26 protein-coding genes are annotated in these 25,762 nt (G+C 68.2%); 13 read left to right on the top strand and 13 right to left on the bottom strand.

Annotated features, from left to right (window positions below; genetic code table 11):
* Positions 1–175: 175 nt before the first annotated feature.
* A complete protein-coding gene (gene trxA, locus ACJ4V0_RS00365; protein ID WP_448297553.1) occupies positions 176–1,168 on the top strand; it encodes a thioredoxin in 993 nt (330 codons plus the stop codon).
* A gap of 289 nt (positions 1,169–1,457) precedes the next feature.
* Here the strand turns inward: trxA and ACJ4V0_RS00360 are convergent, their stop codons facing one another.
* Both ACJ4V0_RS00360 and ispG read right to left on the bottom strand, forming a co-directional pair.
* Complete coding sequence (locus ACJ4V0_RS00360; RefSeq protein WP_448297552.1) at positions 1,458–2,315, bottom strand: SDR family NAD(P)-dependent oxidoreductase; 858 nt, start codon at positions 2,313–2,315, stop codon at positions 1,458–1,460.
* Between the two features lie 3 nt (positions 2,316–2,318).
* Positions 2,319–3,581: a flavodoxin-dependent (E)-4-hydroxy-3-methylbut-2-enyl-diphosphate synthase gene (ispG, locus tag ACJ4V0_RS00355; RefSeq protein WP_448297551.1), complete on the bottom strand. Its 1,263-nt coding sequence runs from the start codon at positions 3,579–3,581 to the stop codon at positions 2,319–2,321.
* A gap of 242 nt (positions 3,582–3,823) precedes the next feature.
* Here ispG and ACJ4V0_RS00350 point away from each other — a divergent pair, with 242 nt between their 5' ends.
* Positions 3,824–5,926, top strand: a complete 2,103-nt coding sequence (locus tag ACJ4V0_RS00350; protein WP_448297550.1) for a HAMP domain-containing methyl-accepting chemotaxis protein — start codon at positions 3,824–3,826, stop codon at positions 5,924–5,926.
* Here the strand turns inward: ACJ4V0_RS00350 and ACJ4V0_RS00345 are convergent, their stop codons facing one another.
* Positions 5,927–6,424, bottom strand: a complete 498-nt coding sequence (locus tag ACJ4V0_RS00345) for a Fur family transcriptional regulator (protein ID WP_448297549.1) — start codon at positions 6,422–6,424, stop codon at positions 5,927–5,929.
* 143 nt (positions 6,425–6,567) lie between these two features.
* Between ACJ4V0_RS00345 and ACJ4V0_RS00340 the strand changes: the two genes are divergently transcribed.
* Entirely contained in the window at positions 6,568–7,356 is a 789-nt protein-coding gene (locus ACJ4V0_RS00340; RefSeq protein ID WP_448297960.1) for a 3-hydroxybutyrate dehydrogenase, read from the top strand.
* Complete coding sequence (locus ACJ4V0_RS00335; protein WP_448297548.1) at positions 7,353–8,399, top strand: patatin-like phospholipase family protein; 1,047 nt, start codon at positions 7,353–7,355, stop codon at positions 8,397–8,399. The genes ACJ4V0_RS00340 and ACJ4V0_RS00335 overlap by 4 nt, the downstream gene beginning before the upstream one ends.
* A gap of 4 nt (positions 8,400–8,403) precedes the next feature.
* Here the strand turns inward: ACJ4V0_RS00335 and ACJ4V0_RS00330 are convergent, their stop codons facing one another.
* Positions 8,404–8,820: a tellurite resistance TerB family protein gene (locus ACJ4V0_RS00330; RefSeq protein ID WP_448297547.1), complete on the bottom strand. Its 417-nt coding sequence runs from the start codon at positions 8,818–8,820 to the stop codon at positions 8,404–8,406.
* Positions 8,821–8,985: 165 nt separating this feature from the next.
* Here ACJ4V0_RS00330 and ACJ4V0_RS00325 point away from each other — a divergent pair, with 165 nt between their 5' ends.
* Positions 8,986–9,336: a RidA family protein gene (locus tag ACJ4V0_RS00325; RefSeq protein WP_448297546.1), complete on the top strand. Its 351-nt coding sequence runs from the start codon at positions 8,986–8,988 to the stop codon at positions 9,334–9,336.
* Positions 9,337–9,365: 29 nt separating this feature from the next.
* Here the strand turns inward: ACJ4V0_RS00325 and ACJ4V0_RS00320 are convergent, their stop codons facing one another.
* Positions 9,366–11,345, bottom strand: a complete 1,980-nt coding sequence (locus ACJ4V0_RS00320) for a methyl-accepting chemotaxis protein (protein WP_448297545.1) — start codon at positions 11,343–11,345, stop codon at positions 9,366–9,368.
* Between the two features lie 196 nt (positions 11,346–11,541).
* Between ACJ4V0_RS00320 and ACJ4V0_RS00315 the strand changes: the two genes are divergently transcribed.
* Positions 11,542–12,420 carry a DMT family transporter gene (locus ACJ4V0_RS00315; RefSeq protein ID WP_448297544.1) on the top strand — a complete coding sequence of 293 codons (879 nt, stop codon included), beginning with the start codon at positions 11,542–11,544 and terminating at the stop codon, positions 12,418–12,420.
* A 101-nt stretch (positions 12,421–12,521) separates the two neighbouring features.
* Positions 12,522–14,201, top strand: a complete 1,680-nt coding sequence (locus tag ACJ4V0_RS00310) for an acyl-CoA dehydrogenase family protein (RefSeq protein ID WP_448297543.1) — start codon at positions 12,522–12,524, stop codon at positions 14,199–14,201.
* 6 nt (positions 14,202–14,207) lie between these two features.
* Here the strand turns inward: ACJ4V0_RS00310 and ACJ4V0_RS00305 are convergent, their stop codons facing one another.
* On the bottom strand, positions 14,208–15,368 hold the full coding sequence (locus ACJ4V0_RS00305; RefSeq protein WP_448297542.1) for a trans-sulfuration enzyme family protein: 1,161 nt from the start codon (positions 15,366–15,368) through the stop codon (positions 14,208–14,210).
* 174 nt (positions 15,369–15,542) lie between these two features.
* Between ACJ4V0_RS00305 and ACJ4V0_RS00300 the strand changes: the two genes are divergently transcribed.
* The 3 genes from ACJ4V0_RS00300 (at position 15,543) to ACJ4V0_RS00290 (ending at position 17,600) form a co-directional block, all read left to right on the top strand.
* On the top strand, positions 15,543–16,274 hold the full coding sequence (locus ACJ4V0_RS00300; protein WP_448297541.1) for a rhomboid family intramembrane serine protease: 732 nt from the start codon (positions 15,543–15,545) through the stop codon (positions 16,272–16,274).
* A 99-nt stretch (positions 16,275–16,373) separates the two neighbouring features.
* Entirely contained in the window at positions 16,374–16,628 is a 255-nt protein-coding gene (locus tag ACJ4V0_RS00295; RefSeq protein WP_448297540.1) for a Rossmann-fold NAD(P)-binding domain-containing protein, read from the top strand.
* 18 nt (positions 16,629–16,646) lie between these two features.
* Positions 16,647–17,600 carry a hypothetical protein gene (locus ACJ4V0_RS00290; RefSeq protein WP_448297539.1) on the top strand — a complete coding sequence of 318 codons (954 nt, stop codon included), beginning with the start codon at positions 16,647–16,649 and terminating at the stop codon, positions 17,598–17,600.
* Positions 17,601–17,607: 7 nt separating this feature from the next.
* On the opposite strand, the gene ACJ4V0_RS00285 is transcribed toward ACJ4V0_RS00290, so the two are convergent.
* From ACJ4V0_RS00285 to tlpA, 3 genes are all read right to left on the bottom strand, one after another.
* Positions 17,608–17,901 carry a 4a-hydroxytetrahydrobiopterin dehydratase gene (locus tag ACJ4V0_RS00285; RefSeq protein ID WP_448297538.1) on the bottom strand — a complete coding sequence of 98 codons (294 nt, stop codon included), beginning with the start codon at positions 17,899–17,901 and terminating at the stop codon, positions 17,608–17,610.
* 344 nt (positions 17,902–18,245) lie between these two features.
* A complete protein-coding gene (locus tag ACJ4V0_RS00280; RefSeq protein ID WP_448297959.1) occupies positions 18,246–18,749 on the bottom strand; it encodes a prolyl-tRNA synthetase associated domain-containing protein in 504 nt (167 codons plus the stop codon).
* Between the two features lie 26 nt (positions 18,750–18,775).
* On the bottom strand, positions 18,776–19,405 hold the full coding sequence (gene tlpA / locus ACJ4V0_RS00275) for a thiol:disulfide interchange protein TlpA (protein WP_448297537.1): 630 nt from the start codon (positions 19,403–19,405) through the stop codon (positions 18,776–18,778).
* Between the two features lie 34 nt (positions 19,406–19,439).
* On the opposite strand from tlpA, the gene argH reads away from it, so the two are divergent.
* Together argH and ACJ4V0_RS00265 are read left to right on the top strand one after the other, a co-directional pair.
* Positions 19,440–20,837, top strand: coding sequence for an argininosuccinate lyase (argH, locus tag ACJ4V0_RS00270; RefSeq protein WP_448297536.1), 1,398 nt, complete (start codon positions 19,440–19,442; stop codon positions 20,835–20,837).
* Between the two features lie 378 nt (positions 20,838–21,215).
* Positions 21,216–21,485 (top strand): hypothetical protein, encoded by a 270-nt coding sequence (locus ACJ4V0_RS00265; RefSeq protein WP_448297535.1) that lies wholly within the window; start codon positions 21,216–21,218, stop codon positions 21,483–21,485.
* A gap of 68 nt (positions 21,486–21,553) precedes the next feature.
* Here the strand turns inward: ACJ4V0_RS00265 and ACJ4V0_RS00260 are convergent, their stop codons facing one another.
* The 3 genes from ACJ4V0_RS00260 to ACJ4V0_RS00250 all read right to left on the bottom strand — a co-directional run bounded on the left by ACJ4V0_RS00260 (position 21,554) and on the right by ACJ4V0_RS00250 (position 24,305).
* Positions 21,554–22,789, bottom strand: a complete 1,236-nt coding sequence (locus ACJ4V0_RS00260; protein WP_448297534.1) for an argininosuccinate synthase — start codon at positions 22,787–22,789, stop codon at positions 21,554–21,556.
* Between the two features lie 79 nt (positions 22,790–22,868).
* Entirely contained in the window at positions 22,869–23,615 is a 747-nt protein-coding gene (locus tag ACJ4V0_RS00255) for a phosphatase PAP2 family protein (RefSeq protein WP_448297533.1), read from the bottom strand.
* A gap of 78 nt (positions 23,616–23,693) precedes the next feature.
* Complete coding sequence (locus ACJ4V0_RS00250) at positions 23,694–24,305, bottom strand: septation protein A (protein WP_448297532.1); 612 nt, start codon at positions 24,303–24,305, stop codon at positions 23,694–23,696.
* Between the two features lie 96 nt (positions 24,306–24,401).
* On the opposite strand from ACJ4V0_RS00250, the gene ACJ4V0_RS00245 reads away from it, so the two are divergent.
* On the top strand, positions 24,402–25,100 hold the full coding sequence (locus ACJ4V0_RS00245; RefSeq protein ID WP_448297531.1) for a fumarylacetoacetate hydrolase family protein: 699 nt from the start codon (positions 24,402–24,404) through the stop codon (positions 25,098–25,100).
* 63 nt (positions 25,101–25,163) lie between these two features.
* Here the strand turns inward: ACJ4V0_RS00245 and ACJ4V0_RS00240 are convergent, their stop codons facing one another.
* A complete protein-coding gene (locus ACJ4V0_RS00240) occupies positions 25,164–25,703 on the bottom strand; it encodes a YcxB family protein (RefSeq protein WP_448297530.1) in 540 nt (179 codons plus the stop codon).
* Positions 25,704–25,762 lie beyond the last annotated feature (59 nt).

Raw genomic sequence — 25,762 nt, 5'->3', positions numbered from 1 at the left:
GGCGGGTGCGTAGTCAAGGCGAGGGCGACCGGCCGTCCGGGGGATGCCGAAGGGCGGAGATGTCGGGCTGCGGCCATTTCACCGTTGCATTTTGAGCCCGAGCGGCCATCTATGCCTCGACCAAATCCAAGCGTGCGCGGTCGGCTTCGCGGATCACTGCGCCAGGGGGACTTTCATGAGCGGCAACGGCAGCGCGAAATTCGGCGCATCCTTCGGTGGGTCCTATGGCGGCAGCTTCGGCGGCACGGCGCCGCAGCCCGCAGCAGCACCCGAGCAGGCGGCTCCGGCGGCCGTCGCAGGCGACCTCATCAAGGACACCACGACGCGCGACTTCGTGAAGGACGTGCTGGAGGAATCGAAGAAGCAGCCGGTGCTGGTCGACTTCTGGGCGACCTGGTGCGGCCCGTGCAAGCAGCTGACCCCGGTTCTGGAGAAGGTCGTCCAGTCCTTCAAGGGCAAGGTGAAGCTCGTAAAGATGGACATCGACAAGCACCCGGAGATCCCGGGCCAGCTCGGTATCCAGTCGATCCCCGCGGTTATCGCCTTCGACAAGGGTCAGGGCATCGACGGCTTCATGGGCGCCCTGCCCGAGGGCCAGGTGAAGGCCTTCATCGACAAGCTGGTGGGCGGCAAGGTGAGCCCGGACATCGCCGAAATCCTCGCGACCGCCGATGCGGCGCTGGTCGAGGGCGACGCGGCCGGCGCAGCGCAGGTCTATGCGCAGGTTCTCGGCGCCGAGCCGGAGAACCTGCACGCCCTCGCGGGCCTTGCCCGTTGCGCGGTGGAGACGGGCGACCTCGTGCAGGCCAAGGCCATCCTCGAGCAGGTACCGGCCAACAAGGCGAGCGACAAGTCGGTCGTCGCGGCGCGCGCCGCACTGGAGCTCGCCGAGCAGGCCGCCGACCTCGGCCCGATCCACGAGTTCGAGCACAGGCTGGCGCAGGACCCGGGCGACCATCAGGCGCGCTTCGACCTCGCGGTGGCGCTGAACGCCAAGGGCCTGCGCGAGGAAGCCGCCGATCACCTGCTGGAGATCTTCAAGCGCGACCGCAACTGGAACGAGGATGGCGCCCGCAAGCAGCTCGTCCAGTTCTTCGAGGCCTGGGGTCCGATGGACGAGGCGACGCTCGCCGGCCGCCGCAAGCTGTCGTCGCTGCTGTTCCGGTAGGGCCTGAAAACAGCTTTGACCTTGTCGCGGCAATCTGCATCGGGGCAGTGCGTCCTTCGAGGCTCGTCACCGGACGATGCTGGCGCATCGCCGGGGCCTCGCGCCTCAGGATGAGGAGGCTGGAGGATTGCATCCAGGCTGCATGAAGCGGATCGGCCGACCTTGTCTCGACCCATGCCGTTCGCCGCCCTCCTCATCCTGAGGCGCGAGCTCCCGGCGATGCGCCAGCATCGTCCGGAAGCGAGCCTCGAAGGACGCACTTCCGCGATGCAGGTCACCAAGCTGGCGTCTACCCCCTCCGCGTCAGCCCCAGGCGCTTCGCCGCGATGCGGTCGAGCCAGCGCGCCGGTAGCATCAGCGGCAGGAACCAGTTCATCAGCGGCGCGGGCGTGATCGTGTAGCGCACCTTCGGATTGGGGGCCGACAGCGCCGTGTGGACCACGTCGGCAACCGCCTGTGCCGGCAGGGCGTGCTTCGCCCGGCCCAGCACCTCCTGCTCGAAGCGGTCGATCAGCGGACCGTAGAAGGTCGCCTGATAGCGTGACTTCTCGACAGCGCCGGCCGCCTTCTCCCAGATCGGCGTCGCGATGGGCCCGGGCGCGACGATCACCACGTCGACGCCGAAGGGCATGAGTTCGCGGCGCAGCGCATTGCTGATCGCCTCCAGTGCGTGCTTGGAGGCCGAATAACCGCCAACGAAGGGCCAGGAGAGCTTGCCCGAGACCGAGGACATCATGACGATGCGGCCGGGCCTGCCGGCAAATCCCTCCTGCGCCCCGAGCAGCGAGCCGAAGGCCTGGACCGTGGCGACCTGGCCGAGAACATTGACCTTCCACTGGCGGTCGAGTTCGTCGAGCGGCTGGTGCAGGAGCGGGCCCGGCAGGGAGATGCCGGCATTGCAGACGAGCCCGTCGAGGGGCTCACCGTCGAGAAGCTCCGCAACCCGCGCCGCTGCCTGCGACAGGCCCTCGACATCGGTCACGTCGCAGACGAGCGGCGTGAAGGAGGGGCCGAGGTCGTTGTCGAGGCGCTCGGCATCGTCCATGCGGCGCACCGTGCCGAAGACGCGCCAGCCGCGCTTCACCAGATCGGCGGCAATGGCCTCGCCGATGCCGGTGGACACACCCGTGACGACGCAGTTGCGCATGGCCTACTCCGCCGCCTGCCGCGAGCCGACGCCGTAGCGCTTCTCGATATAGGTCATGACCATCGCCTTGAAGTCGCCCGCGATCGTCGGGCCCCGCAGGGTCGTCACCTTCTCGCCGTCGACGAAGACCGGGGCGGCCGGATTCTCGCCGGTGCCGGGCAGGGAGATGCCGATGTCGGCGTGCTTGGATTCGCCCGGTCCGTTGACGATGCAGCCCATGACCGCGACGTTCAGCGCCTCGACGCCGGGATAGCGCGTCTTCCACTCCGGCATGGAGGCGTGGATGAAGCCCTGGATGTCCTGGGCGAGTTCCTGGAACAGGGTGGAGGTGGTGCGGCCGCAGCCCGGGCAGGCCGCCACCAGCGGCACGAAGGTGCGGATGCCCATGGTCTGCAGGATCTCCTGCGCGACCTTGACCTCCAGCGTGCGGTCGCCGTTGGGCTCGGGGGTCAGGGAGACGCGGATCGTGTCGCCGATGCCGTCCTGCAGGACGACGCCGAGGGCCGCGGCCGAGGCGACGATACCCTTGGAGCCCATCCCCGCCTCGGTGAGCCCGAGATGCAGGGCATAGTCGGAGCGCTGGCTCAGCTTGCGATAGACGGCGATGAGGTCCTGCACCGCCGAGACCTTGGCGGAAAGGATGATCCGGTCTTTCGGCAGGCCGATCTCGACGGCCCGGTCGGCCGAGAGGACGCAGGACTGCACCATGGCCTCGTGCATGACGGCGCGGGCGTCGAGCGGCTCAGGCGCCTTCGCGTTCTCGTCCATCAGGTGGGTGAGCAGTTCCTGGTCGAGCGAGCCCCAGTTGGCGCCGATGCGCACCGCCTTGCCGTGGGTGATCGCCTGCTCGACGATCATCGCGAACTGCCGGTCCTTCTTGTCCTTGAAGCCGACATTGCCGGGATTGATGCGGTACTTGTCGAGCGCCTCGGCGCAGGCGGGATGATCGGCCAGCAGCTTGTGACCGATATAGTGGAAGTCGCCGACCAGCGGCACGGTGACCCCCATGCGGGCGAGCTTCTCGCGGATGTGGGGGACCGCCGCGGCGCTCTCGTCGCGGTCGACGGTGATGCGGACGAGTTCGGAACCGGCGCGGGCGAGCGCCGCCACCTGGCGCACCGTGCCGTCGATGTCGGCGGTGTCCGTGTTGGTCATCGACTGGACGACGATCGGCGCGCCGCCGCCCACGGTGACCGCCGCGGCGCCCTCGCCGATGGTCACGCCGACCGTCCGGTGACGGGGCTTCACCCCAAATCCCTGGATCATCGCTTCTCGTCTCCGCTCAGCCCCCGTCACATAGCGGGCGCGCCGCCGACATGCCAGTCACCAAACGCCGCGCGGAGGTCCCGACCGGCGCATCGCCCCGCCGAAGGCCTCCGCAGAACTGCGTACGGAGGGTGAATTTACGATGACTGCCCTAACGTCAAGTTGCAATAAATTGTCTCCGCAACCGCTCGCTTAACCTCTTGTTCAGGCCGCGGCCGTCACCTTCCTGCGACGCCCGGAACATGGATCGCATGATGCTCGCCCTCAATCTTCGTGGAAAATTGATCGCGGGCTTCGCCGCGCTGATCGCCATCGCAACCGCCAGCGCCGGCGTCTCGGTCTGGCAGGCGGGCATCATCTCGCGCAGCATCGAGCAGGTGGCGACCGTCCGCTCGCCGACGGCCCTCCTCGGCATGCGCATGGCGGACGAACTGTCGCAGACCGGCATCGCGCTGCGCGACCAGATGATCTCCCCCGACGACGTCATCCTGTCGCGCTGGGACTATGCCTGGGCCAGCCTGAAGGAGAGCCGCGACAAGATGGACGAACTGGCGTCGTCCTTCCCGACCGACGCGCAGCGCGAGTCCTGGAAGGCCGTGCGGCCGCTCTTCGGTGAACTGGAGGACGCGCACAAGGCGCTCCTCGCCCTGATCAACACGCCGGCCCAGTATCCGGCGCTGACCACCTACGAGAAGATGGTGACACCGCAGCTCCAGCCGCTGGAGACGGCCCTCACCGAACTCGTCACCCGCGAGATCCAGAACCCGCAGGTCAATGAACGGCTGCTCGCTTCGGCCGTCGGCCTGCAGTCGAGCATCCTGTCGGCGGTGCGTGACCTGCGCGGCTATGTCCACCGCGGCCAGGACGAGGAAAAGGCACATTTCGAACAGTCCTGGAACAGGGTCAACGAGCGGCTCAAGGCCATCACCGACATGACGGGCAGCATGTCGCCCGACCAGATGCGCGTGCTGAACCGCGTCAGGGTCGGCATCATTTCCATCCGGCGCGGCGCCACCCTCGTCATCAACGAGCGCATCGGCCCGACCTGGAACGCGCCGATGAGCCACCTCACCAATCGCGTCACCCCCATCAGCGAGAAGATCCTGACCGCCCTCCAGGGGCCGCTGACCCCCGGCGGCGAGCGCAAGGGCGGCCTGATCGACGGCCAGACGGCCCAGCTGACGGCCGACACGACCGCCGCCGCGGAGATGGCACAGTCGCAGTCGACGATCCTGATGATCGCCGCCGCCCTGTCGGCGCTGGCCGGGCTCGCCATCGCCTTCCTTCTCGCCCGCATGATCGCCACCCCGATCGCCGGCATGACGGTGGCGATGCGGCGCCTGTCGGAGGGCGCCCTCGATACCGAGATTCCCGGGCGGGCGCGCCGCGACGAGATCGGCGCCATGGCCGGCGCCATGGAGGTCTTCCGCGACACCATGGCGGCAGCCGAGGAGGCCCGCGCGGCGCAGGACGCGGCGCGGGAAGCCGAGGCCGAGCGCCTCGCCCGGCGCAATGCCGTGGCCGAGGACTTCGTCGCCCGGATGAGCGGGCTCGCCGACACCTTCACCGCCTCGTCGGGCCGGGTCGAGGATGCAGCGCGCAACCTCGCCGTCACCGCCGAGGAGACCACGCGCCAGGCCGGCGAGGTCGCAGGCGCCGCCGAGATGGCCTCGATGAACGTGCAGACGGTGGCGGCCTCCACGGAGGAACTCGCCGCCTCGGTCCGCGAGATCAACGTGCAGGTGGTGCGCTCGTCCGACAGCGCCGAGAAGGCAGTGGGCGACGCCCGCCTCACCGAAGGCCAGATCCGCAACCTCGCCGGCGCCGCCGACCGGATCGGCGACGTCATCAACCTCATCAAGGCGATCGCCGACCAGACGAACCTGCTGGCGCTCAATGCCACCATCGAGGCGGCGCGCGCGGGCGAAGCCGGCCGCGGCTTCGCCATCGTCGCCTCGGAGGTGAAGAACCTCGCCGCCCAGACCGGCAAGGCCACCGAGGACATCGCCGCCAAGGTCGCCGAGATCCAGAACGCGACGGCCGAGACGGTCAGTTCGATCGGCGCCATCGCCGCCACCATCGACACGATCAAGGAAATCACGGCGGCGGTCGCCAGCGCGGTGGAGGAGCAGGGTTCGGCGACGGCCGAGATCGCCGACAACTGCCAGCGCGCCGCCAGCGCGGCCACGGGCGTGACCGGGACGATCGGCACCGTCGGCGAAGCAGCCGAGGCGACCGGCCGCTCGGCCGGCGAACTGATGACGCTGGCGACCGACCTGTCGGCCAATGCCGGCACGCTGCAGAGCGAGGTCCAGTCCTTCGTCGAGGCGCTGAAGGCGGCCTGATCAGGCCTTGTCGGGGTCGCCGCAATGGGCGCAGCGGCCGAACATCTCGACGACCTGCGTCGCCGGCGTGAATCCGGCGGCGCGGGCGATGGCGGACAGATCGCGCTCCACCGGCGCGCCCGATGCCTCCGACACGCAGCCGCAGGCGTCGCAGATCATGAACACCACGAGATCGGCGCTGCCGTGCCGGTGGGCGCAGGCGACGAAGGCATTGCGGCTCTCGATGCGGTGGGCGAGCCCGGCCTCAAGAAGAAAATCGAGCACGCGATAGACGCTGATCGGCGCCGGACGGCGGCCGCTCTCCCGGTGCATTCGCTCGATGAGGTCATAGGCCCCCAGCGGCGAGGGCGAGGCGGCCAGATGCTGCAACACCTCGCGCCGGATCGGGGTCAGCTTCAGCTTCTTCTCGGCGCAGCGCGCCTCGGCCACCTTCAGCACGTCCACCGGCGGGTGGGCGTGCTCGCAGGCGTGATCGTGCGCGTGGCGGGACTTCAGCATCAACCGTTGGCCCTCGGTTTTCCTCGATTCCCGTTCCTAGCATGCTGGACCGGACCGCCAAAGCCGGGCGGCGGATGTTGCATTGCAGAACAAGGCGCGGCAGTGATGGGCCGCAGCGTGAACGTCTGCTGGAGGAGATGGGTATCATGAACCTTGCGGGAAAGAGCGCGATCGTCACGGGATCGACCAGCGGCATCGGCCTTGCGATCGCCACCGCCCTCGCGCAGGCGGGAGCCGACGTCATGCTCAACGGCCTCGGCGACCCGGCCGAGTTGGAGGCCATCCGCGCGAAGCTCGCCGCCGAGACCGGCCGCCGCATCCTGTTCTCGCCCGCCAACATGATGAAGCCGGACGAGATCGCGACCCTGGTGAAGACCGCCGAGAGCGAATTCGGCAAGGTCGACATCCTCGTCTCCAATGCCGGAATCCAGTTCGTCTCGCCGGTGGAGGATTTCCCCGCAGACAAGTGGGACGCCATCATCGCCATCAACCTGACGGCCTCGTTCCATCTGGCGAAGGCGGTGGTGCCGGGCATGAAGGCCCGCAAGTTCGGGCGGATCGTCAACATCGCCTCGGCGCACTCGCTCGTCGCCTCGCCGTTCAAGTCGGCCTATGTCGCCGCCAAGCACGGCCTCCTCGGCTTCACCAAGACCATCGCGCTGGAACTCGCCACCTTCGGCATCACGGCGAACTGCATCTCCCCGGGTTACGTCTGGACACCGCTGGTCGAGAAGCAGATCCCCGACACGATGAAGGCCCGCAACATGACCAAGGAGCAGGTCATGAACGACGTGCTGCTCACCGCCCAGCCGACCAAGCAGTTCGTGCGGGTCGAGGAGGTGGCGGCCCTGGCGCTGCATCTGTGCTCGGACGCGGCGAAGAACATCACCGGCGCCAACAACGTCATCGACGGCGGCTGGACCGCCGCATGACGAAGCGGGCGACGAAGCGCATCAACCTGGCGCTTCAGGGCGGCGGCGCGCACGGCGCCTTCACCTGGGGCGTGCTCGACGAGGTGCTGCGCGACGGCCGCCTGATCATCGACGGGATCACCGGCGCCTCGGCGGGGGCGGTCAATGCCGTTCTGCTCGCCGACGGCCTTGCCGAAGGCGGGGCCGAGGCGGCGCGCGAGCGGCTGTCGCGCTTCTGGCGGGCGGCCTCGCTCGACGGCAGCATGACTGCCGTGCAGCGCCGCGCGCTGGATCATCTGTTTTCCGTCATGCCCTACGAGGGTTCGCTGATGGAGACCTGGGTCAGTTCGGTCCAGCGCTACTTCTCGCCCTATGACCTCAACCCGTTCGATATCAATCCGCTTGAGGATCTCATCAATCGCTTCGTCGATTTCGAGCGGCTCGCCGCCTTCGAGGGGGTCAAGGTCTTCATCTCCGCCACCAATGTGCGGACCGGCAAGCTGACGGTGTTCCGGCGCGAGCATATCACCTGCCGCGCGGTGATGGCGTCAGCCTGCCTGCCGACGCTGTTCAAGGCGGTTGAGATCGACGGCACGCCGTTCTGGGACGGCGGCTACATGGGCAACCCGCCGCTGTTTCCCCTCTACCGCACCACCGAATCCGAGGACGTGCTGCTGGTGCAGATCAACCCGCTCGTCCGCAACGAGACGCCGACATCGTCGCGGGCGATCATGAATCGCCTCAACGAGATCACCTTCAACTCGTCGCTCCAGGCCGAGCTCCGCACGGCGGCCTTCGTCGCGCGGCTGGTCGACGAGGGGCGCCTGCCGCATGGCCGGGGGCCGGGCGAGTACAAGCGCGTCAACCTGCACCGCATCGCCCTCTCGGACGCCCTCAAGGGACTCACGGCCGGCTCCAAGGTGGTGACGGACTATGATTTCCTGCTGGAGCTCCAGGCCGCCGGCAGGAAGGCGGCGCGGCGCTTCCTGAAGGTTCATTTCGACGATATCGGCGAGCGCTCGACGCTCGACCTCGAGGCCGAGATCGCCGCCGAGTGGGCCTGAGGGCTCAGCGGGCAGGGAGATCGACGCCCATCAGCGCCGCAGCCCGCTCGACCACGGCCTCCTCGAGTTCCGCCGCCGCGCCATCCGACAGCACCACGCTCCACATCATCTCGACGATGCGGCGCCGGCCGTCGAGATCGAGGCGCTCGGCGAGAAGATCGGCGAAGGACGTCCAGCTCTCCCCGGACGTCCCGGCCTCCATCGCCTTCTCGATCAGCCGCTCGGTGTCCGGACGTGTCAGGTCGAAGCCAGCGGCCAGAACGGCCCGGATGCGGTCATGCTCGGCATCGGAGACCGAGCCGTCGACGGCCATGACGTGGACGAGGAGGCCGGCGGCGGCGAGGCGGTAGTCGTCATCGCCGAAATGCTCGCGCGGCTCGGCCGAGAAATCGGACAGCAGGGAGAGGAAGCGTTCGAGCATGGTGCGATCCGGACGTTCGGGGACGAAATCATCGCGTCGCGCGGGGGAGGCTGGCAAGCATCCATGCGGACGCATGGCGCCGCGGCGACAGGACGGGTTGGCCTTGCGGCTGCCCCGCGCTAGGAGACGCGCTCTGCGATCAGGCAGTTCCAAGGAGAAACGATCATGGCCATCGAGCGCAAGCAGGTCGGTCCGCGCATGAGCGGCGCCGTCGTCCACGGCAACACCGTCTATCTGGCCGGACAGGTGGCCCACAAGGCCGCCGGCAAGTCGGTCACCGAGCAGACCCAGGAGATTCTGGCCACCATCGATGCGCTGCTGGCAGAGTGCGGCACGTCGAAGCAGAACATCCTGTCGGCCAACATCTGGCTCTCGGACATGTCGACCTTCGCCGAGATGAACGCGGTGTGGGACAGCTGGGTCCTTGCCGGCCACACCCCGGCCCGCGCCACGGTCGAGGCCAAGCTCGCCGCCCCGCAGTACACCGTCGAGATCATGGTCGTCGCCGCGAAGTGACGCCCGACTGAACCGGGCGACGGGCGGCCTCAGGCCGCCCGGACGCCGTCGAGGAAGGTGCGGATCTCGCGATCGAGCGCCTGGGCCTCCTCGCCGAGACGACCCGACAGGGCGCGGACATCCTCCGCGGTCGCCTGCGCCGACTGTGCGGTTCCGCCGACGCGGCCCATGGCCTCGGCGCCGCCGCGCGTCTCGTCGGAAGCGCGGTTGACGGCCTCGGCGATGGTCGAGACAGCGGCGTTCTGCTCCTCGACCGCCGCGGCGACCGAAGCGGCGATGCCGCGCATCTCGCTGATCACCTGATTGACCTTGTCGATGGCGTCGACGGCATCGCCGGACGCCTCCTGGATGGAGCCGATCTGCGAGGCGATCTCCTCGGTGGCGCGGGCGGTCTGGGCCGCGAGGCTCTTCACCTCGGAGGCGACGACCGCGAAGCCGCGGCCGGCCTCGCCGGCGCGGGCGGCCTCGATGGTGGCGTTGAGCGCCAGCAGGTTGGTCTGACCGGCGATCGCCTGGATGAGGTTGACGACCTCGCCGATGCGCGAGGCGGCCTGGGCGAGCGAGCCCATGGTCTGGGCGGTGCGCTCGGCCTCCGTCACGGCGGTTCCCGCGACCTCGGTGGACTTGCTCGCCTGCGAGGCGATCTCGGCGATGGAGGCGGCGAGCTCTTCGGCGGCCGCGGCGGCGGAGGAGACCGAGGTGGCGGCCTGCTCCATGGCGCCGGAGGCGTTGACCGCCTCCTGCGTCACGGCGCCGGAGGTGGTGTCGAGCTGGTCGGAGGCGCCGTCCAGTTCGCCCGAGGCGTTGCGCAGGGCGCCCAGCGACTTGCCGGAGGCGTCCTCGAAGCTGCGGATCAGCGCATCCACGGCGGAGGCGCGGCGGTTGCGCGCCTCGACCTCGGCGATCTGCTCGGCCGCCAGGCGCTCGCGCTCGATGGCATTGTCGCGGAAGACCAGAACCGCCCGGGCCATTTCGCCGAGTTCGTCCTTCGCTTCCGTCGAGGGGACGGCGACCGAGGTGTCGCCGGCGGCGAGTTCCCGCATGGCGGCGGTGATGCCGCCGATCTGCCGAGTCATGGAACGGCCGAGGACCATGGCGATGGCGCCGCAGAGCAGGACGACCGCCGCAATGATGCCGATCATCAGCATCAGGGTCTTGGACTGCGCCTCGAGGCGGGCCTCGTTGGCGCGCGTCTTGCCGTCATTGGCGGCGGCGACGAGGACGTTGGTGGTCTGGTCGAGGTTGGTCAGCAGGGTGTCGAGCTGGGCGACGGTCTGCTGCACGGTGCGGCTGCCCTCGACGTAGGAATCGAGAGCCGGCCAGTAGATCTCGCCGGCCTTGAGGAGCTCGGTCTTGGTGGCCGGCGCGACGACAGAGCGGGTGACCTCGTTGATGAACTTGGTGCGGGCCTGGCGGAACGCCTCCAGATCGGAATCGAGGCCGCGCAGCATGAAGTCCTTCTCGTGCCGGCGCATCTGCAGCACCTGCTCAAGGATGCCGGCACCGTCGTCGAAATTGGCGGCGACGCGGCGGGCCTGGTCTTCCAGGGTCTTGACCGATTCGTTCATCCGGCCGGTCAGGCCGGACGCGTCGTCCGTGCCGAGGGTCTCGATGGTGACGCGCACGAGATCGAAGGCGGTGGCCGCCTCGCCGAGCTGCTTCAGCGACTGCTCGATCTCGCCCTGCAGGGCGGCAGCCTCGGGTTTGCGCCGGGCCTCGCCCAGCGCCATCATCGCCTCCATGCGGGCGCGGGCAAAATGGGTCGGAGCGGTTTCCGTGTAGCGTTCCGCATAGTCGACCGCGGCGAAGCGCAGGTCGCGGACGCTGGCCCGCACGCGGGCGGCGTCGGTCGCAAGGCCGGCGTAGCCGTCATAGGCCTCGAAGGCGCTGGCCGCCGATCGCTGGCCGTACCAGGCGGAACCGCCGGCGGCGAAGACGCCGACCAGAGGCACGATGGCGAGAAGAGCGATCCTCATGCGGACCGACAGTGCGGGCATACGGACAGACATTTTCAGACGTTTCCCCAGCTTGTAGCGCGGCAAGGATGCCGGCCAGTGGTTAAGGAACAGCTAGCGGGAAGCGATACGGCGCGAGTTTGTCGTTATTTTACAGAGCGTTGCAGCTCATTTTCCCTTCCCTAACGTGAGGTGATTGAGTTTTCATCGGTCGCCTTCTACGGTCCGCGCCCCTCTTGCCGAGATCATCATGTCGCTTGCGGTGCGGGCCGTTCCCCTTCTCTTCGTCCTCGCCTGGTCGACAGGCTGGATCGTGGCCGGTTTCTCCGCGCGGTATGCTGACCCGCTGTGGTTCCTGTTCCTGCGCTTCTCGCTCGCCGCCGCGGTCATCGCAGTCATCGCCTTCGCAATGCGCGCGCCATGGCCGCGCTCGGGACGCGAGATCGGCCATGCCATGGTGTCGGGCGTGCTGCTGCACGCCCTCTATCTCGGCGGCGTCTGGTGGGCGGTGAGGAACGGCGTGCCGTCGGGCGTGTCGGGGATCATGGCGGGGCTGCAGCCGGTGATGACGGCGCTGCTCGCTCCCGCCATTCTCGGCGAAAGGATCACGTGGCGGCAGGGCGTCGGCGTCGCCCTGGGCTTTGCCGGCATCGTTCTGGTGCTGATGCCGAAGCTCGTCGGCGTCTCGCCGGATGTCTTCAACGCCATCGTGACGCCGCTGACGGTCAACTTCTTCGCCATGGTGGCGGTCACCGCCGGCACCTTCTACCAGAAGCGTTTCGTCTCCGGCGGCGACATGCGCACGACGACGACGCTGCAGTATGTGGCCGCGGCCGCGGCCATGCTGCCGCTGCTTCTGCTGTTCGGAAAGGTGGAAGCCGACTGGAACCAGACGCTTGTCCTCACCATGGCCTGGTCGGTCCTCGCCCTGTCGGTCGGCGGCATCGGCCTCTTCCTCTACCTGATCCGGCGCGGCGAGGTGTCGAGGGCGGCCGCCTACATCTATCTCGTCCCGGCCGTGTCGGCGCTCATGGCCTTCCTCTTCTTCGGCGAGACGCTGACCCCGACGCAGTTCGTCGGCATGGCGGTCACGGCCATCGGCGTGTGGCTGGCGACCCGGCAGGGGTGACGCGCGAAGGGCGGATCACTGGTCATTTGTTGGATTGCAACGCGCTCCCGCTGCGTTATTTTGCGTTGCAGCAACGATAAGTCCGACCCGAGGGAACCGCCATGAGCCCCGCTCTTGCCGAGAAGCACGCACCGGCGAACCTGATCGACCTGGCGCAGGGCGCCGTGGTCGCGGTCGATGCCGTGCTGGCCGAGGCCACCACGACGGTGCGCGCCCTCGTGACCGAAAGCGGACGGATCTCCGGCGCCGCGATCGAACGCGAGCAGCGCGCCACCCACGGCCTCGCCTGGCTTGCGACCTACGTGGAGAGCGTCCGGCAATTGACCTCCTATGCCGAGCGCCTGAGCGCGACGGGCGCCTTCGGCGAGATGGAGGAGCTCATCGTCCGCATCGGGCTCGGCGAATATCTGGCGCAGATTCCGGGCGGCATTCCGATGAACCAGGGCGAGGTCGTCCGGCCCGCCGATCTCGGGCTGTCGGTCGCGGACATCGCCCGCCGCTTCGCCGGCGCCGCCGACACCCTGATCGCCACCGGCAACACGGCGGCCAACCGCGCCCGCCTCGCCGCCCTCGTCCAGGCGCAGGAATCCTCCGGCCATTTCGGCGATCCCGCCATCGACGAGACGCTGCTCGCCATCCGCGACGAGATGCGCAAGTTCTCGCTCGCCGAGGTCATTCCCTACGCCCACGACTGGCACCTGAAGAACGCCTACATCCCGCTGGACGTCATCGCCAAGCTGTCCGAACTCGGCGTCTTCGGCCTGACCCTGCCCGAGGCCTTCGGAGGCATGGGCCTCGGCAAGGAATCGATGTGCGTCGTCTCCGAGGAGCTGTCGCGCGGCTATATCGGCGTTGGCTCGCTCGGCACCCGCTCTGAGATCGCCTGCGAACTGATCCTCGCCGGCGGCACCGATGCCCAGAAGGACCACTGGCTGCCGAAGATCGCCTCGGGCGAGATCCTGCCCACCGCCGTCTTCACCGAGCCGAACACCGGTTCCGACCTCGCCTCGCTGAAGACCCGCGCCGTGCGCGAGGGCGACGTCTACAAGATCCATGGCAACAAGACCTGGATCACCCATCCGGTGCGCGCCGACGTGATGACGCTGCTGGTGCGCACCAATCCGGGCGAGCCCGGCTACAAGGGCCTGTCGATGTTCCTCGCCGAGAAGCCGCGCGGCACGGACGAGACCCCCTTCCCGGCGCCCGGCATGTCCGGCGGCGAGATCGAGGTGCTCGGCTATCGCGGCATGAAGGAGTACGAGATCTCCTTCGACGGCTTCGAGGTGAAGTCGGAGAACCTCCTCGGCGGCGTCGAGGGGCAGGGCTTCAAGCAGCTCATGCAGACTTTCGAGGCGGCGCGCATCCAGACCGCCGCCCGCGCCGTCGGCGTCGCCCAGGCCGCCATGGACCTCGGGCTGCGCTATGCGCAGGAGCGCATCCAGTTCGGCAAGCCGCTGATCGCCTTCCCGCGCGTCTCCGACAAGATCGCGATGATGGCGGTGGAGGTGATGATCGCCCGCCAGCTCACCTATTTCTCGGCCCGGCAGAAGGACCTCGACCGGCGCTGCGACCTCGAGGCCGGCATGGCCAAGCTCCTCGGCGCCCGCGTCGCCTGGGCAGCCGCCGACAACGCCCTGCAGATCCACGGCGGCAACGGCTTCGCGCTGGAATATCCGGTCAGCCGCATCCTCTGCGACGCCCGTATCCTCAACATCTTCGAGGGAGCCGCCGAGATCCAGGCGCAGGTCATCGCGCGCCGCCTGCTCGACGGCGGCAACTGACGCCGGTCAGGTGTTGGCGCCCCTCAGCGCCCGGTCGATGTCAGCATAAAGGTCGTCGACCGCCTCCAGGCCGACCGACAGTCGCAACAGGTCTGTCGGGCAGGGCGAGCCGGCGCCCTCGATGGAGGCGCGGTGCTCGATGAGGCTCTCGACACCGCCCAGCGACGTCGCGCGCTTCCACAGTTCGACACGGGCGGCGGTGGAGACGGCGGCCTGCTCGCCGGCCCTGACGCGGATCGACATCATGCCGCCGAAGCCGCCCGTCATCTGCCGGGCCGCGAGCGCGTGCTGCGGATGGGAGGAGAGACCGGGATAGAGGACATCGGCGACCAGGGGATGGGCCTTCAGCTTCTCGGCGAGAGCGAGGGCCGCCTTCGCCTGCGCCTCGACGCGCACATGCAGCGTGCGCATGCCGCGCATCAGGAGGAAAGCCTCGAAGGGCCCGAGGATCTGCCCGTGCATGGAGCGCACGCGGCGCACCTTCGCCCAGAACTCGTTGACCTCGCGGGTCACCAGCGCACCGGCCACCACATCGGAATGGCCGTTCAGATACTTGGTGGCGGCATGCATGACGATGTCGGCGCCGAGCGTCAGCGGGCGGGTGAAGACCGGGGTTGCGACAGTCGAATCGACGGCGCAGATGGCGCCCGCCGCGTGGGCGATCTCGGAGATGGCCGCGATGTCGGACACGGTCCATAGCGGGTTGGACGGTGTCTCCAGCCAGACAAGCTTCGTCTTACCCGGCTGGATCGCGGCCTTCACGGCGGCGAGGTCGGTCGTGTCGACGAAGGTCGTCGTATAGCCGTAGGTCACGGCATCGTTCATCAGCCAGTTGCGCAGCGCCCAGTACATGACCGTCGGCGCGACGATATGCGCGCCGGCCGGCAGGGCCATGACCACGGCGGTCGCCGCCGACATGCCCGAGCCGAGCACCAGGGCCTCGGGACCTTCCTCGAGCGCCGCCAGCACGGCTTCGCACTGGCGCACCGTCTGGTTGTCCGGGCGGCCGTAGATGAAGCCGTTGCGATACTGGTTGTCGGGATCGCGGATGAAGGTGGTCGCGACATGGATCGGTGTCACCACGGCGTGGGTTTCCGCCTCCTCCCAGCCGAGGGCCTGGGCGGCGAGCGTGCGCGGCTGGAGGCCGGGGGACTTGGAGGCGGTCATGGGCGATATCCTGACGAGAGGGCGACACCGTCGGCGCTTGCCGGGCCTGCGGTCAAGCGTCGTCGTTCCATCATCCGCAACTACAATTCTTATATGGTGGAAATCAAGCGCCGCGAGAGCGCCCGTGCTTCCCGCCGGTGACAGGCCTCGCCGCGCCGGGCTAGTCTCGGCCTCATGTTCCTCCCCCTCTCCGATCACAATCCGCACCGGCACATCACCGCGCCCTATGTGACCTTCGCGCTCATCGGCATCAACGTCGCGGTGTTCCTGCTCACCACCGGGCTGGTTCCCGCGCAGACAGCCAATGCCAATGCGCTGGGGCTCGGGCTCATTCCCGCTGTCATCACCGATCGCGCGAGCCTCGCCCCGCAGCTCGTCGTCGTGCCGGCCTCGGCGACATGGCTCACCCACATGTTCATGCATGCCGGCTGGATGCACCTGATCGGCAACATGCTGTTCCTGTGGGTCTTCGCCGACAATGTCGAGGATGCCATGGGCCATGTGCGGTTCCTCGTCTTCTACATCCTGTGCGGGCTGGTCGGAGGGGGCGCCCATCTCCTGTTCAACGTGGCGTCGCAGGCCCCGCTCGTCGGCGCGTCGGGCGCCATTTCCGGCGTGCTGGCCGCCTATCTGCTGCTCTATCCGCGCGTCAGGGTCTTCGGCCTCGCCTTCAACATCCTGCCGATCTCCATTCCGGTCTGGCTTGCGCTCGGTGCATGGGTGACGCTGCAGATCTGGCACCTCCTGACCGCTCAGGGCGGGGCGACGGCCTGGTGGGCGCATGTCGGCGGGCTGGCGGCCGGCGCGGCGCTGGTCGGCGTCATGAAGAACCGGGACGTCGTGTTCTTCAGCCGCCAGCGGCAGCTTCCCGTCAGCGTCCCGCACTTCCCGCTCCGGCGCAGGTGAAAACCGCCCTATGGCGCTTTTGCGTCGCGGGAGCCTTTCGCCTACACAACCCTGACGCGGAGTGCCGCATCTGTTTCGTGGGCGATTCGAGGAGAGCGGATGACCATCGATGGTGGCACGTCGGCGGAGTTCGGCGGCAACGGCAATATCGGGGTCGCGCCCGCGCTCCTTTTCGACACGCTTTTGCCCGAAGCCCGCCCATCACTGAAAGCACAGGTGCCATTCGCCTCGCGGGTCGGTGAGCCGGGAGAATATGCGATGATGATTGAATCCCGCGTCGCCAGCCGCCCGCTGGACGGCGCTGTCCTCCGTCGCGACGGCGCCGCCTGTACCGGCGCCGCGATGACGGCCTGAACCCCCGGATCGGATCTCGTGGACGTCGCCCCGCTCGTCTCCGCCTACCGCTACCGCTTCCACGTGCTCGACACCTACGGTGTGAGGATGGGAGGGCTGTCGCGCCCGTCCGGGACCATCGAGGAGGCGCTCAGGCAGGCCGCCGCCGAACTGAAGGTGGTGGCGGACCCGCCGGGCCAGCTCAAGCGGCTGGCGCACCGGATCAATGCCGAGACCCGCGCCGCCCTGCGCGACGTCATCGCCCGCGCCGAGAACGACCTTGCCATCGCCATCACGCGCTTCGGCACGGATATCGGCGCGCCGCCGACCGGTCCGCATATCGACCTGAGGGCGAGCCTCGACGGCCTCGACCGCAGCTATCGCGCCCACGACCCCGCTCCGGACGATTTCGACGGCTGGTACGATCAGCTCGACGCACAGATTTCGCACCTGTCGGCACTGATCCGGCTTGAGAAGGACCTCGATGCCGCGCGCGGCGGTGACGCCTCGGTCCGCGTGCCGGGGGGATCGCCGGGCCGGCTGAAATGGCTGCTCGCCGTGCTGGTCGTCGCCGCCCTCGCGGCTCTCGGCTTCGCAGCCCTGACGACCCTGAACCTGACGGGCGGCGGCTCCGCTCCACCCCCGCCCCAGCAAGCGACGGGACCGGAGGCGCCGCGCGTCGTGCGCACCGTCCCCATCACCGTGCCGGCGATCCCCGCCGCCGATGCGCCACCGGCCGCAACAGCCCCGACCGCCGCCTGCCGGACCTTCGAGATCGAGATCGCAGCCGAAGGCGCCAGCCTTCTCGATGCGCCGCTCGGCGGACAGCCGGTCGTGCGTCTCGAACCGGGCGAGAAGGTGCGACTGCGTCAGGTCGTCGAACTCGGGCCGGACCGGCTGATCGAGGTCGAAGTGCCGGCGCGGTCGGCGCGCGGCTTCATCGCCGAGCGGGAGGCGCGCCTGCCGGTGATGACCTGGTCCTGCGACCGGTAGGGACGGCTCAGATGCCGGCGATGTCGTTCATCGCCCGTGCGAGCTTCACGTCCTTCTCCGTCAATCCGCCCGCATCGTGGGTGGAGAGCGTCACCTCGACCGTCCGGTAGACGTTGAACCATTCGGGGTGATGGTCCATGGCCTCGGCCGCCAGAGCGACGCGGCTCATGAACCCCCAGGCCTCGGAGAAATTCCGGAAGGCGAAGCGGCGCGTGATGGCGTCGCGACCCTCCGTCTCGATCCAGCCGGACAGGGAGGCGAGCGCCTCGCGGCGCTGCGTATCGGTCAGTCTCGTCGCCATGCCGTCCTCCGCCTGCTCCCCCTGCGAGATAGGCCCCTTGCGACCATCGACAAGCTGGACGGGTGCCAGGAAAAGAAACGGGCCGGCGCATGAGCGCCGGCCCGCACGTTCGCGTCGGAGGGGATGACCGAACGTTTGGCCATCGGCAGAGCCGATGGCACCCGGCCTGATCGGACGTCACCCCGGGGGGCTGGGGGGCTGAAGAGTCCGGAGCAGCGTCGATCAGGCAACGGGGCAACAGGGTCAGGCTCGCCCTGCGTCTTGACCCCACCGGGGCCGAAATGGGGCGGTATGGTGGCATGTCTCACCGCCGCGTGATCGCGGCATCCGCCGATTGGCGGCGCTCAGGCCGGCTGGCTGCAGGGGAGAATGCGCGGCTCGTGGCCGGTGGCGCGCAGGAAGGCCACCAGATCCGCCCGGGAAATGCTGGTGGTCGCGGTGTTCTCCAGCGGATGGTAGTTGAGAATCTCGTGCTCCATCATCGCCGCATCGAGCACGACCGCGACACGCCGGTCCGCATCGCAGATGGCGCCGAACGGCGTCACCGATCCCGGCTTCACGCCCCAGACCTCCTCCAGCAGTTCGCCCGAGCCGAAGGAGAGGCGGCCGGAGGCCCCGATGACCTCGTGCAGGCGTTTCAGGTCGATGACCGCCGAGCCGAGGGCGACGACGAGGAACAGCCGACCCTTCTTGTCCTTGAGGAAGAGGTTCTTGGTGTGTCCGCCGGGGATGCTGTCCTTGACGTGCTGGCTTTCGGCCACCGTGAACACGGCTTCGTGCTCATGGGTGGTGGTGACGATGCCGAGGCGGTCGAACAGGGTGAAGAGGGCGGCGCGGCGCGCGGCGATGTCTGTCATGTCGGGTCTGGGTCGCGTCAGGTGCCAAGCGCGGTGCGGATGAGTGTCATGGCGTCGTCGCTCGCCCACTCGGCGGGACCGGCGAGGAATCCGAGTTCGCAGCCATTGGCGTCGATGAGCAGCGTCGTCGGCATGCCGAAGGCGCGGCCGGCGGTCTTCAGGTCCTGGAAGATGCGGGCGCTGGTGTCGGAATAGTTCGCCATGTGGCGGATGCCGTTCTCGGTGAGCCATGTGGCGGCACGGTCGGGGTTGCGCGTGTCGATGTTGACAGCGACCACCTCGAACCTGTCTCCGCCCAGCGTCTGCTGCAGCCGGTCGAGGGCGGGCATCTCGTGCCGGCAGGGCGCGCACCAGGTGGCCCAGAGGTTCAGCAGCACCATGCGGCCGCGGAAATCGGCGAGCGTCAGGGAGCGGCCATCGGGCGCCTTGAAGGTGACGTTGGGCGCGATCATCGGGGATTCGGTCACGCGGAAAGCCGCAAGCTCGCCGCGCGCCAGCGGCATCAGGCTGCCTGCGACGGTTCGCGCCGCCGTGCAGGCCTGCGCCGACGCATTGCGCCCGGGGCCGCCTGTCCAGTAGAAGGCCACAGCGCCGGCGCACAGTCCGATCAGTCCTGCCGCGAGGATGGTCATTCTGGCGCGAGACACTTCAGCGAACTCCTTCTTCATCAGGGACGCGACGATGACCAAAGCCGACCAATCCGGCAACACCATGTGGGGCGGCCGCTACGCCTCGGGCCCGGCCGCCGTGATGGAGGACATCAACGTCTCGATCGACTTCGACAAGCGTCTGTATAGGCAGGACATCGCCGGCTCGAAAGCCCACGTCGCCATGCTGGCCGAACAAGGCATCGTGAGCCGCGATGACGAAGCCGCGATCACCAGGGGCCTCGACCAGGTTCTGGCCGAGATCGACGGCGGCAGCTTCGTCTTCAGGCGCAGCCTCGAGGACATCCACATGAACGTGGAGGCCCGGCTCGCCGAGATCATCGGCGCGCCGGCCGGACGGCTGCACACGGCCCGCTCGCGCAACGACCAGGTGGCGACCGACTTCCGCCTCTGGGTGCGCGACGCCGCCGACGGGCTCGACGCGCAGCTGAAGGACCTGCAGAAGGCGCTGGCCGAGAAGGCGCTCGCGGAAGCAGCAACCGTCATGCCCGGCTTCACCCATCTTCAGGTGGCGCAGCCGACGACCTTCGGCCACCACCTGATGGCCTATGTCGAGATGGCCGGTCGCGACCGCGGGCGGTTTGCAGACGCCCGCCGCCGCCTCAACGAGAGCCCTCTGGGGGCCGCCGCCCTGTGCGGCACGTCCTTCCCCATCGACCGGCACATGACCGCCAAGGCCCTCGGCTTCGACCGGCCGACGGCTAACTCGCTCGACTCGGTCGCCGACCGCGATTTCGTCATGGAGGTGCTGTCCGCGGCGACGATCACGGCGGTTCACCTGTCGCGCCTCGCCGAGGAAATCGTCATCTGGTGCTCCTCGCCCTTCTCCTTCGTGAAGCTGTCGGACGCGTTCTCGACCGGCTCCTCGATCATGCCGCAGAAGCGCAATCCGGACGCGGCCGAGCTGGTGCGTGCCAAGGTCGGCCGCATCCTCGGCGCCTTCAACGCCATCGTCGTGGTGCTGAAGGGCCTGCCGCTGACCTACCAGAAGGACATGCAGGAGGACAAAGAGCCGACCATGGACGCGCTCGCCTCGCTGTCGCTGGCGATCGCCGCCACCGCCGGCATGGTGCGCGACATGACGGCCGAAGCCGCGACCATGAAGAAGGCGGCGGGACAGGGCTATTCGACGGCGACCGACCTCGCCGACTGGTGCGTCAGGGCGCTCGGCATCCCCTTCCGAGAAAGCCACCACATCGCAGCGAAGGCGGTGGGCCTCGCCTCGGACAAGGGCGTGCCGCTGCACAAGCTGACGCTTGCCGACATGCAGTCCGTTGACAAGAGGATCACAGCGGACGTGTTCTCGGTGCTGTCAGTGGCGAAGTCGGTGGCGAGCCGGGTGAGCTATGGCGGTACGGCGCCGAAGAATGTGCGGGCGCAGGCGAAGCGCTGGCTGAAGCGGCTGGGCTGAGCGGAACCCCACCCCTCGTCGAGCAAGTATGCCCTGCACGACCGCACTGCGTCCTTCGAGGCTCGGCCTTGCGAGATGCTGGCGCATCGCGCGGCCTCGCGCCTCAGGATGAGGAAGGAGGCGGGCTGCAACACGGTCAGGAAGGGGCTTGACCATCGCGGGCGTTGCCTCTGATGCCATGCACCATCGTTCCTCATCCTGAGGTGCGAGAGAAGCGAGCCTCGATGGACCCACGTCGGTGGTGCAGACCGCCATGTCGCGGGGTGATCCCTCGCGTCCGCAAGAATCTGAAGACCGCCTCGAACCTTTTCGCATGCCGCCGCGACCCATGGTCACTCCGCAGCACGATGCCGCGGGGAATGAACCGGGGAGGCGACCATGTTTGCGAAGTTCGACATTCGAAAGTCGGCTCTCACGCTCCTTGCTGCCGCAGCTTTGTCGACAGTCGCAGGGGTCGCCTCCTCCGCTCATGCCTCCGCCCTCGCCGCCAGCGCCCGCCTCGCCGTCCCGACCATGGCCGCGTCAAGCGAGTACGGCGCCGACCATGACGCCGGCCGCAGCGGCCATCGCCTGACCCGGCCGGCCAACCGCTTCAACGGCTTCGTCGGCACGCCGGGCCCGACCACGGGCACGCGCCAGGGGCCGTGACCTTCCTCTTCCAGGCATGAAAAAGGCCGGGTCGCCCCGGCCTTCGTTCGTCTCAACGGCTAAGGCTCTCAGAGCCCCATCTTCTTCTTGCGCTGGGCAAGGGTGCGCAGGCGCAGGGCATTCAGCTTGATAAAGCCCTGGGCGTCGCGGTGGTCGTAGGCGACGGCGCCTTCCTCGAAGGTCACCAGCTCCTTGTCATAGAGCGAATAGGGGCTCTCGCGGCCGACCACGATGACGTTGCCCTTGTAGAGCTTCAGGCGGACCGTGCCGGTGACGTACTGCTGCGACTTGTCGATGAGGCCCTGCAGCAACTCGCGCTCGGGGGAGAACCAGAAGCCGTTGTAGATGAGCTCGGCATATTTCGGCATGAGCTCGTCCTTCAGATGCGCCGCGCCGCGGTCGAGCGTGATGCTCTCGATGGCGCGGTGGGCCATGTAGAGGATCGTGCCGCCGGGCGTCTCGTACATGCCGCGCGACTTCATGCCGACGAAGCGGTTCTCGACGAGATCGAGGCGGCCGATGCCGTTGACCTTGCCGAGCTCGTTGAGCTGCGTGAGGATCGTCGCCGGGGACAGGGCCTTGCCGTCGATGCCGACCGCATCGCCTTCCTTGAAGTCGATGGTGATATAGGTCGCCTTGTCGGGCGCGCTCTCCGGGCCGTCGGTGCGCGAATAGACGTAGTCCGGCACCTCAACATTGGGGTCTTCGAGCACCATGCCCTCGGACGAGGCGTGCAGCAGATTGGCGTCGACCGAGAACGGTGCCTCGCCGCGCTTGTTCTTGGCGATCGGGATCTGGTGCTGCTCGGCAAACTCGATGAGCCTGGTGCGGCTCGACAGGTCCCACTCGCGCCAGGGGGCGATGACGGTGACGTCGGGCTTCAGCGCATAGTAGCTGAGCTCGAAGCGCACCTGGTCGTTGCCCTTGCCGGTGGCGCCATGGGAGACGGCGTCGGCGCCGACCTGTTCGGCGATCTCGATCTGGCGCTTGGCGATGAGCGGGCGGGCGATGGAGGTGCCGAGGAGGTAGAGGCCCTCATACATCGCGTTGGCGCGGAACATCGGGAAGACGTAGTCCTTCACGAAGGTCTCGCGCAGGTCGTCCATAAAGATGTTCTCGGGCTTGATGCCGAGCAGCAGCGCCTTGTCGCGCGCCGGTCCCAGTTCCTCGCCCTGGCCGAGATCCGCGGTGAAGGTCACGACCTCGCAGCCATAGGTGGTCTGCAGCCACTTCAGGATGATCGAGGTGTCGAGGCCGCCGGAATAGGCGAGGACGACTTTCTTGACGGACTTCTGCGCGGCCATTTTGACGGTTTCCAGAGCAGTCGGAAGGGGGCTCGCGCCGACTTAAAGAAGCGGCGCGCGGCTGGCAAGCGCGCCTCTGTCAGCCCGCCTTGCCGAACAGGCGCCGGAGCGGCGCGCCGAGGCGGCCGAGGCGGGCGGCGAGATCAGGTTCGGCCGGAGCGCCGGGTGCCCGGTAGAGCCAGTGGTAGGCCGCCGCGACGATCAGCAGGGTCAGGAGCGTGGCGATGAGCGTGTCGGAGAGGAAGTGCCCGCCGAAGGCGATGCGCAGGCCGGACACCACCGCGGTATAGGCCGCCACCCCGATGAGCGCGAAGGACCTGACCGCCGGCGGCGCCAGCAGCGCCGGCGCGGCGAGCCAGGCGGCGCCCGAGGACTCACCCGAGATGAACGAGCAGTTGGTGCGGCACTCGGTGCCGTCACCCGGTCGCCACCACGGCGTGAAGCGCCAGTTGCCGCCGAGTTCGGTCACATGCACGGGGCGGGCGCGGTCCCAGACCTCCTTGAAGACGCCGTTCACGAGGAGAACCGGCGCGGCGGTGACCGTCAGGAACAGGAACAGCGCCGCACGCGCGGTCATGAACTGGCGGGTGGCCGGCGCGACGATGTGCTGGACGAGCGAGACGAGGGCCGCGACGCCCAGCGCAATGGTCGGCCACATGCTGACCCGGCGCAGGACGGCCGCCCAGCCGTGCGACGACAGCCAGAAGCCGTCCGCCGGGGTCCAGAACCAGCGCGCGACCACAAGGTCGTCGCCGGGGAAGATGGCGATGACGGCGATAGCCACCACCAGCACGAACAGGACGGCGATGAACAGGGCGCGGACCACGAGGCTTATCCGGACGGGTGGCGGGACAACGCTTCTAGCGGGGCATGGCGCCGGGGCAAAGCGAAACGGCGATGAGCATCAGGGCGTCTTGCCGGCCTCGTCGCTGGCGTCATGGCGCAAGATCAGCGGCATCTGCGCCATGGCGAAGATCATCGTCAGCGGCATGATGCCCCAGACCTTGAACGCCACCCAGAAATCCGTCGTCTGCGTCCGCCAGACCACCTCGTTGAGAATGGCGAGCAGGAAGAAGAAGAAGGCCCAGCGCCATGTGAGGAGCCGCCAGCCCTCATCCGTGAGGGTGAAGACGGAATCGAGGACGAGCTTGAGGACGCTGCGGCCAGTGAGACCGGCCCAGACGAGGACGGCGCCGAACAGCGTGTTGACGATGGTCGGCTTGAGCTTGATGAACAGCTCGTCGTCGAGGAGCAGCGTCAGCCCGCCGAACACCGTGATGACCACCGCCGAGACCAGCGGCATGACGGGCAGCTTGCGGATCAGCGACCAGGTGACCACCAGCGAGGCGAGGACGGCGACGACGAAGATTCCCGTGGCGAGGAAAAGGCGCCTGTCCGGCGCCACGCCGAACCAGCGGTCGCCGTAGGAGTTGACCAGGAAGAAGATGACCAGCGGCCCCATCTCGAGAGCGAGCTTGGCGAGCGGCGGGAGTTCGCGCTTTTCGGTATGCGACATGAGCCTTGGAGCCATGGACAATCTGACGGGTGAGTTTAGCTTGCGCGCATCGTCGAGACCACCGTCAGACGTCAAGATCGTTCTGGAGCGCCCCCTTTGTCCTACGTGTTCGAACCCGCCGCCCGCCCTGCCCTGCCGATCGTCGGCACCGACAAGCTGTTTCCGGTCCGCCGGGTCTATTGCGTCGGCCGCAACTACGCCGCCCATGCGCGCGAGATGGGCGGTGACCCGACCCGCGAGCCGCCATTCTTCTTCAACAAGGCCGCCGACGCGCTGCAGCCGGTGCCGCATGGGGTGACCGTCGACCATCCCTATCCGCCGAAGACCGCCAACTACCATTTCGAGCTGGAAATGGTCGTGGCGCTGTCGAAGGGCGGCAAGGACATTCCGGTCGACAAGGCGCTCGACTGCGTCTTCGGCTATGCGGTCGGCCTCGACATGACCCGCCGCGACCTTCAGGACGACGCCAAGACGCTGAAGCGCCCGTGGGAGCTCGGCAAGTCCTCCGACCTCTCCGGTCCGGTCGGCCCGCTCTATCCGGTGGCCCAGGTCGGCCAGAAGCTGAAGGGGCCGATCTCGCTCACCGTCGACGGCGTGGTGAAGCAGAAGGCGGACCTTGCCGACATGATCTGGTCGGTGGCCGAGCAGATCTCCTTCCTGTCGACCTATTTCGAGGTCTGCCCGGGCGACGTCATCTTCACCGGCACGCCGGACGGCGTCGGCGCGGTGACCCGCGGCCAGACCATGGTGGCGGCGGTCGACGGGCTCGGCGAGATCAGCCTGAAGGTGGTGTGACATCTGCTCTCACGAGCATGCCGAAGACATCAGGACGCGGTTGCCCCGGCAGCCGCGTTTTTTTCAGCCCCGCACGGGCGGCTGCGGCAGCCGCTCCGTGGCGAAGGCGAGGAAGCCGTCCCAGTCCCCGTCGGCCAGACCACGGCGGGACAAGGAGATGGCTTCCAGCTTGCCGATGAACAGGAACAGGTGGTCGGCCGTGACCACGGCGGTCTTCACCCCGCTCCAGGCGACACGGCCGCTCCAGGCATCGACTGCCCATGAAATGCCGTCCGCGTCGACCGAGGCGGTGAGCGGCCGGTTCGCTACGGCATAGCGGGAATAGACCCAGCGGCCGATCACCTGGTCGAAGAAGAGATCGACCAGCAGAATGAAGATGACGAGCCCGACGATCCATTTCGCAACATCCCAGCGCAGATAGACGCTCCACGGGGCCGACAGCCCGTCGAGCCACCAGAGCGTCGCCAGGAACAGGATGGCGACGAAGGGATAGCGCAGCCAACGGCCATGACCGCGCAGCGGACCCAGCCTCTGCCGCGCGCGGAGCAGCGCGCGATAGTCGGCGAAGGTCGTGTCGATTGCGAAGCGGTAGGCGGAGTCCATGGCACTGATGCACTCGCTGTTGGAGCGCGACCGCCTGTTCCACGGCCGACTTGTTGGAT

The sequence above is a fragment of the Phreatobacter aquiterrae genome (assembly GCF_053471285.1).
The sequence above is the reverse complement of the archived record's forward strand: the minus strand, read 5'-3'. Positions and strand labels throughout refer to the sequence as shown.

Coding starts and splice junctions, on each gene's coding strand:
- ACJ4V0_RS00240 (WP_448297530.1), bottom strand. CDS start 25,703: ATGGACTCCGCCTACCGCTTCGCAATCGACACGACCTTCGCCGACTAT.
- ACJ4V0_RS00325 (WP_448297546.1), top strand. CDS start 8,986: ATGGCCATCGAGCGCAAGCAGGTCGGTCCGCGCATGAGCGGCGCCGTC.
- ispG (WP_448297551.1), bottom strand. CDS start 3,581: ATGATCCAGGGATTTGGGGTGAAGCCCCGTCACCGGACGGTCGGCGTG.
- ACJ4V0_RS00285 (WP_448297538.1), bottom strand. CDS start 17,901: ATGGCGACGAGACTGACCGATACGCAGCGCCGCGAGGCGCTCGCCTCC.
- ACJ4V0_RS00345 (WP_448297549.1), bottom strand. CDS start 6,424: ATGCTGAAGTCCCGCCACGCGCACGATCACGCCTGCGAGCACGCCCAC.
- trxA (WP_448297553.1), top strand. CDS start 176: ATGAGCGGCAACGGCAGCGCGAAATTCGGCGCATCCTTCGGTGGGTCC.
- ACJ4V0_RS00360 (WP_448297552.1), bottom strand. CDS start 2,315: ATGCGCAACTGCGTCGTCACGGGTGTGTCCACCGGCATCGGCGAGGCC.
- ACJ4V0_RS00320 (WP_448297545.1), bottom strand. CDS start 11,345: ATGTCTGTCCGTATGCCCGCACTGTCGGTCCGCATGAGGATCGCTCTT.
- ACJ4V0_RS00350 (WP_448297550.1), top strand. CDS start 3,824: ATGGATCGCATGATGCTCGCCCTCAATCTTCGTGGAAAATTGATCGCG.
- ACJ4V0_RS00315 (WP_448297544.1), top strand. CDS start 11,542: ATGTCGCTTGCGGTGCGGGCCGTTCCCCTTCTCTTCGTCCTCGCCTGG.
- ACJ4V0_RS00305 (WP_448297542.1), bottom strand. CDS start 15,368: ATGACCGCCTCCAAGTCCCCCGGCCTCCAGCCGCGCACGCTCGCCGCC.
- ACJ4V0_RS00250 (WP_448297532.1), bottom strand. CDS start 24,305: ATGTCGCATACCGAAAAGCGCGAACTCCCGCCGCTCGCCAAGCTCGCT.
- ACJ4V0_RS00310 (WP_448297543.1), top strand. CDS start 12,522: ATGAGCCCCGCTCTTGCCGAGAAGCACGCACCGGCGAACCTGATCGAC.
- ACJ4V0_RS00330 (WP_448297547.1), bottom strand. CDS start 8,820: ATGCTCGAACGCTTCCTCTCCCTGCTGTCCGATTTCTCGGCCGAGCCG.
- ACJ4V0_RS00335 (WP_448297548.1), top strand. CDS start 7,353: ATGACGAAGCGGGCGACGAAGCGCATCAACCTGGCGCTTCAGGGCGGC.
- ACJ4V0_RS00260 (WP_448297534.1), bottom strand. CDS start 22,789: ATGGCCGCGCAGAAGTCCGTCAAGAAAGTCGTCCTCGCCTATTCCGGC.
- argH (WP_448297536.1), top strand. CDS start 19,440: ATGACCAAAGCCGACCAATCCGGCAACACCATGTGGGGCGGCCGCTAC.
- ACJ4V0_RS00300 (WP_448297541.1), top strand. CDS start 15,543: ATGTTCCTCCCCCTCTCCGATCACAATCCGCACCGGCACATCACCGCG.
- ACJ4V0_RS00295 (WP_448297540.1), top strand. CDS start 16,374: ATGACCATCGATGGTGGCACGTCGGCGGAGTTCGGCGGCAACGGCAAT.
- ACJ4V0_RS00265 (WP_448297535.1), top strand. CDS start 21,216: ATGTTTGCGAAGTTCGACATTCGAAAGTCGGCTCTCACGCTCCTTGCT.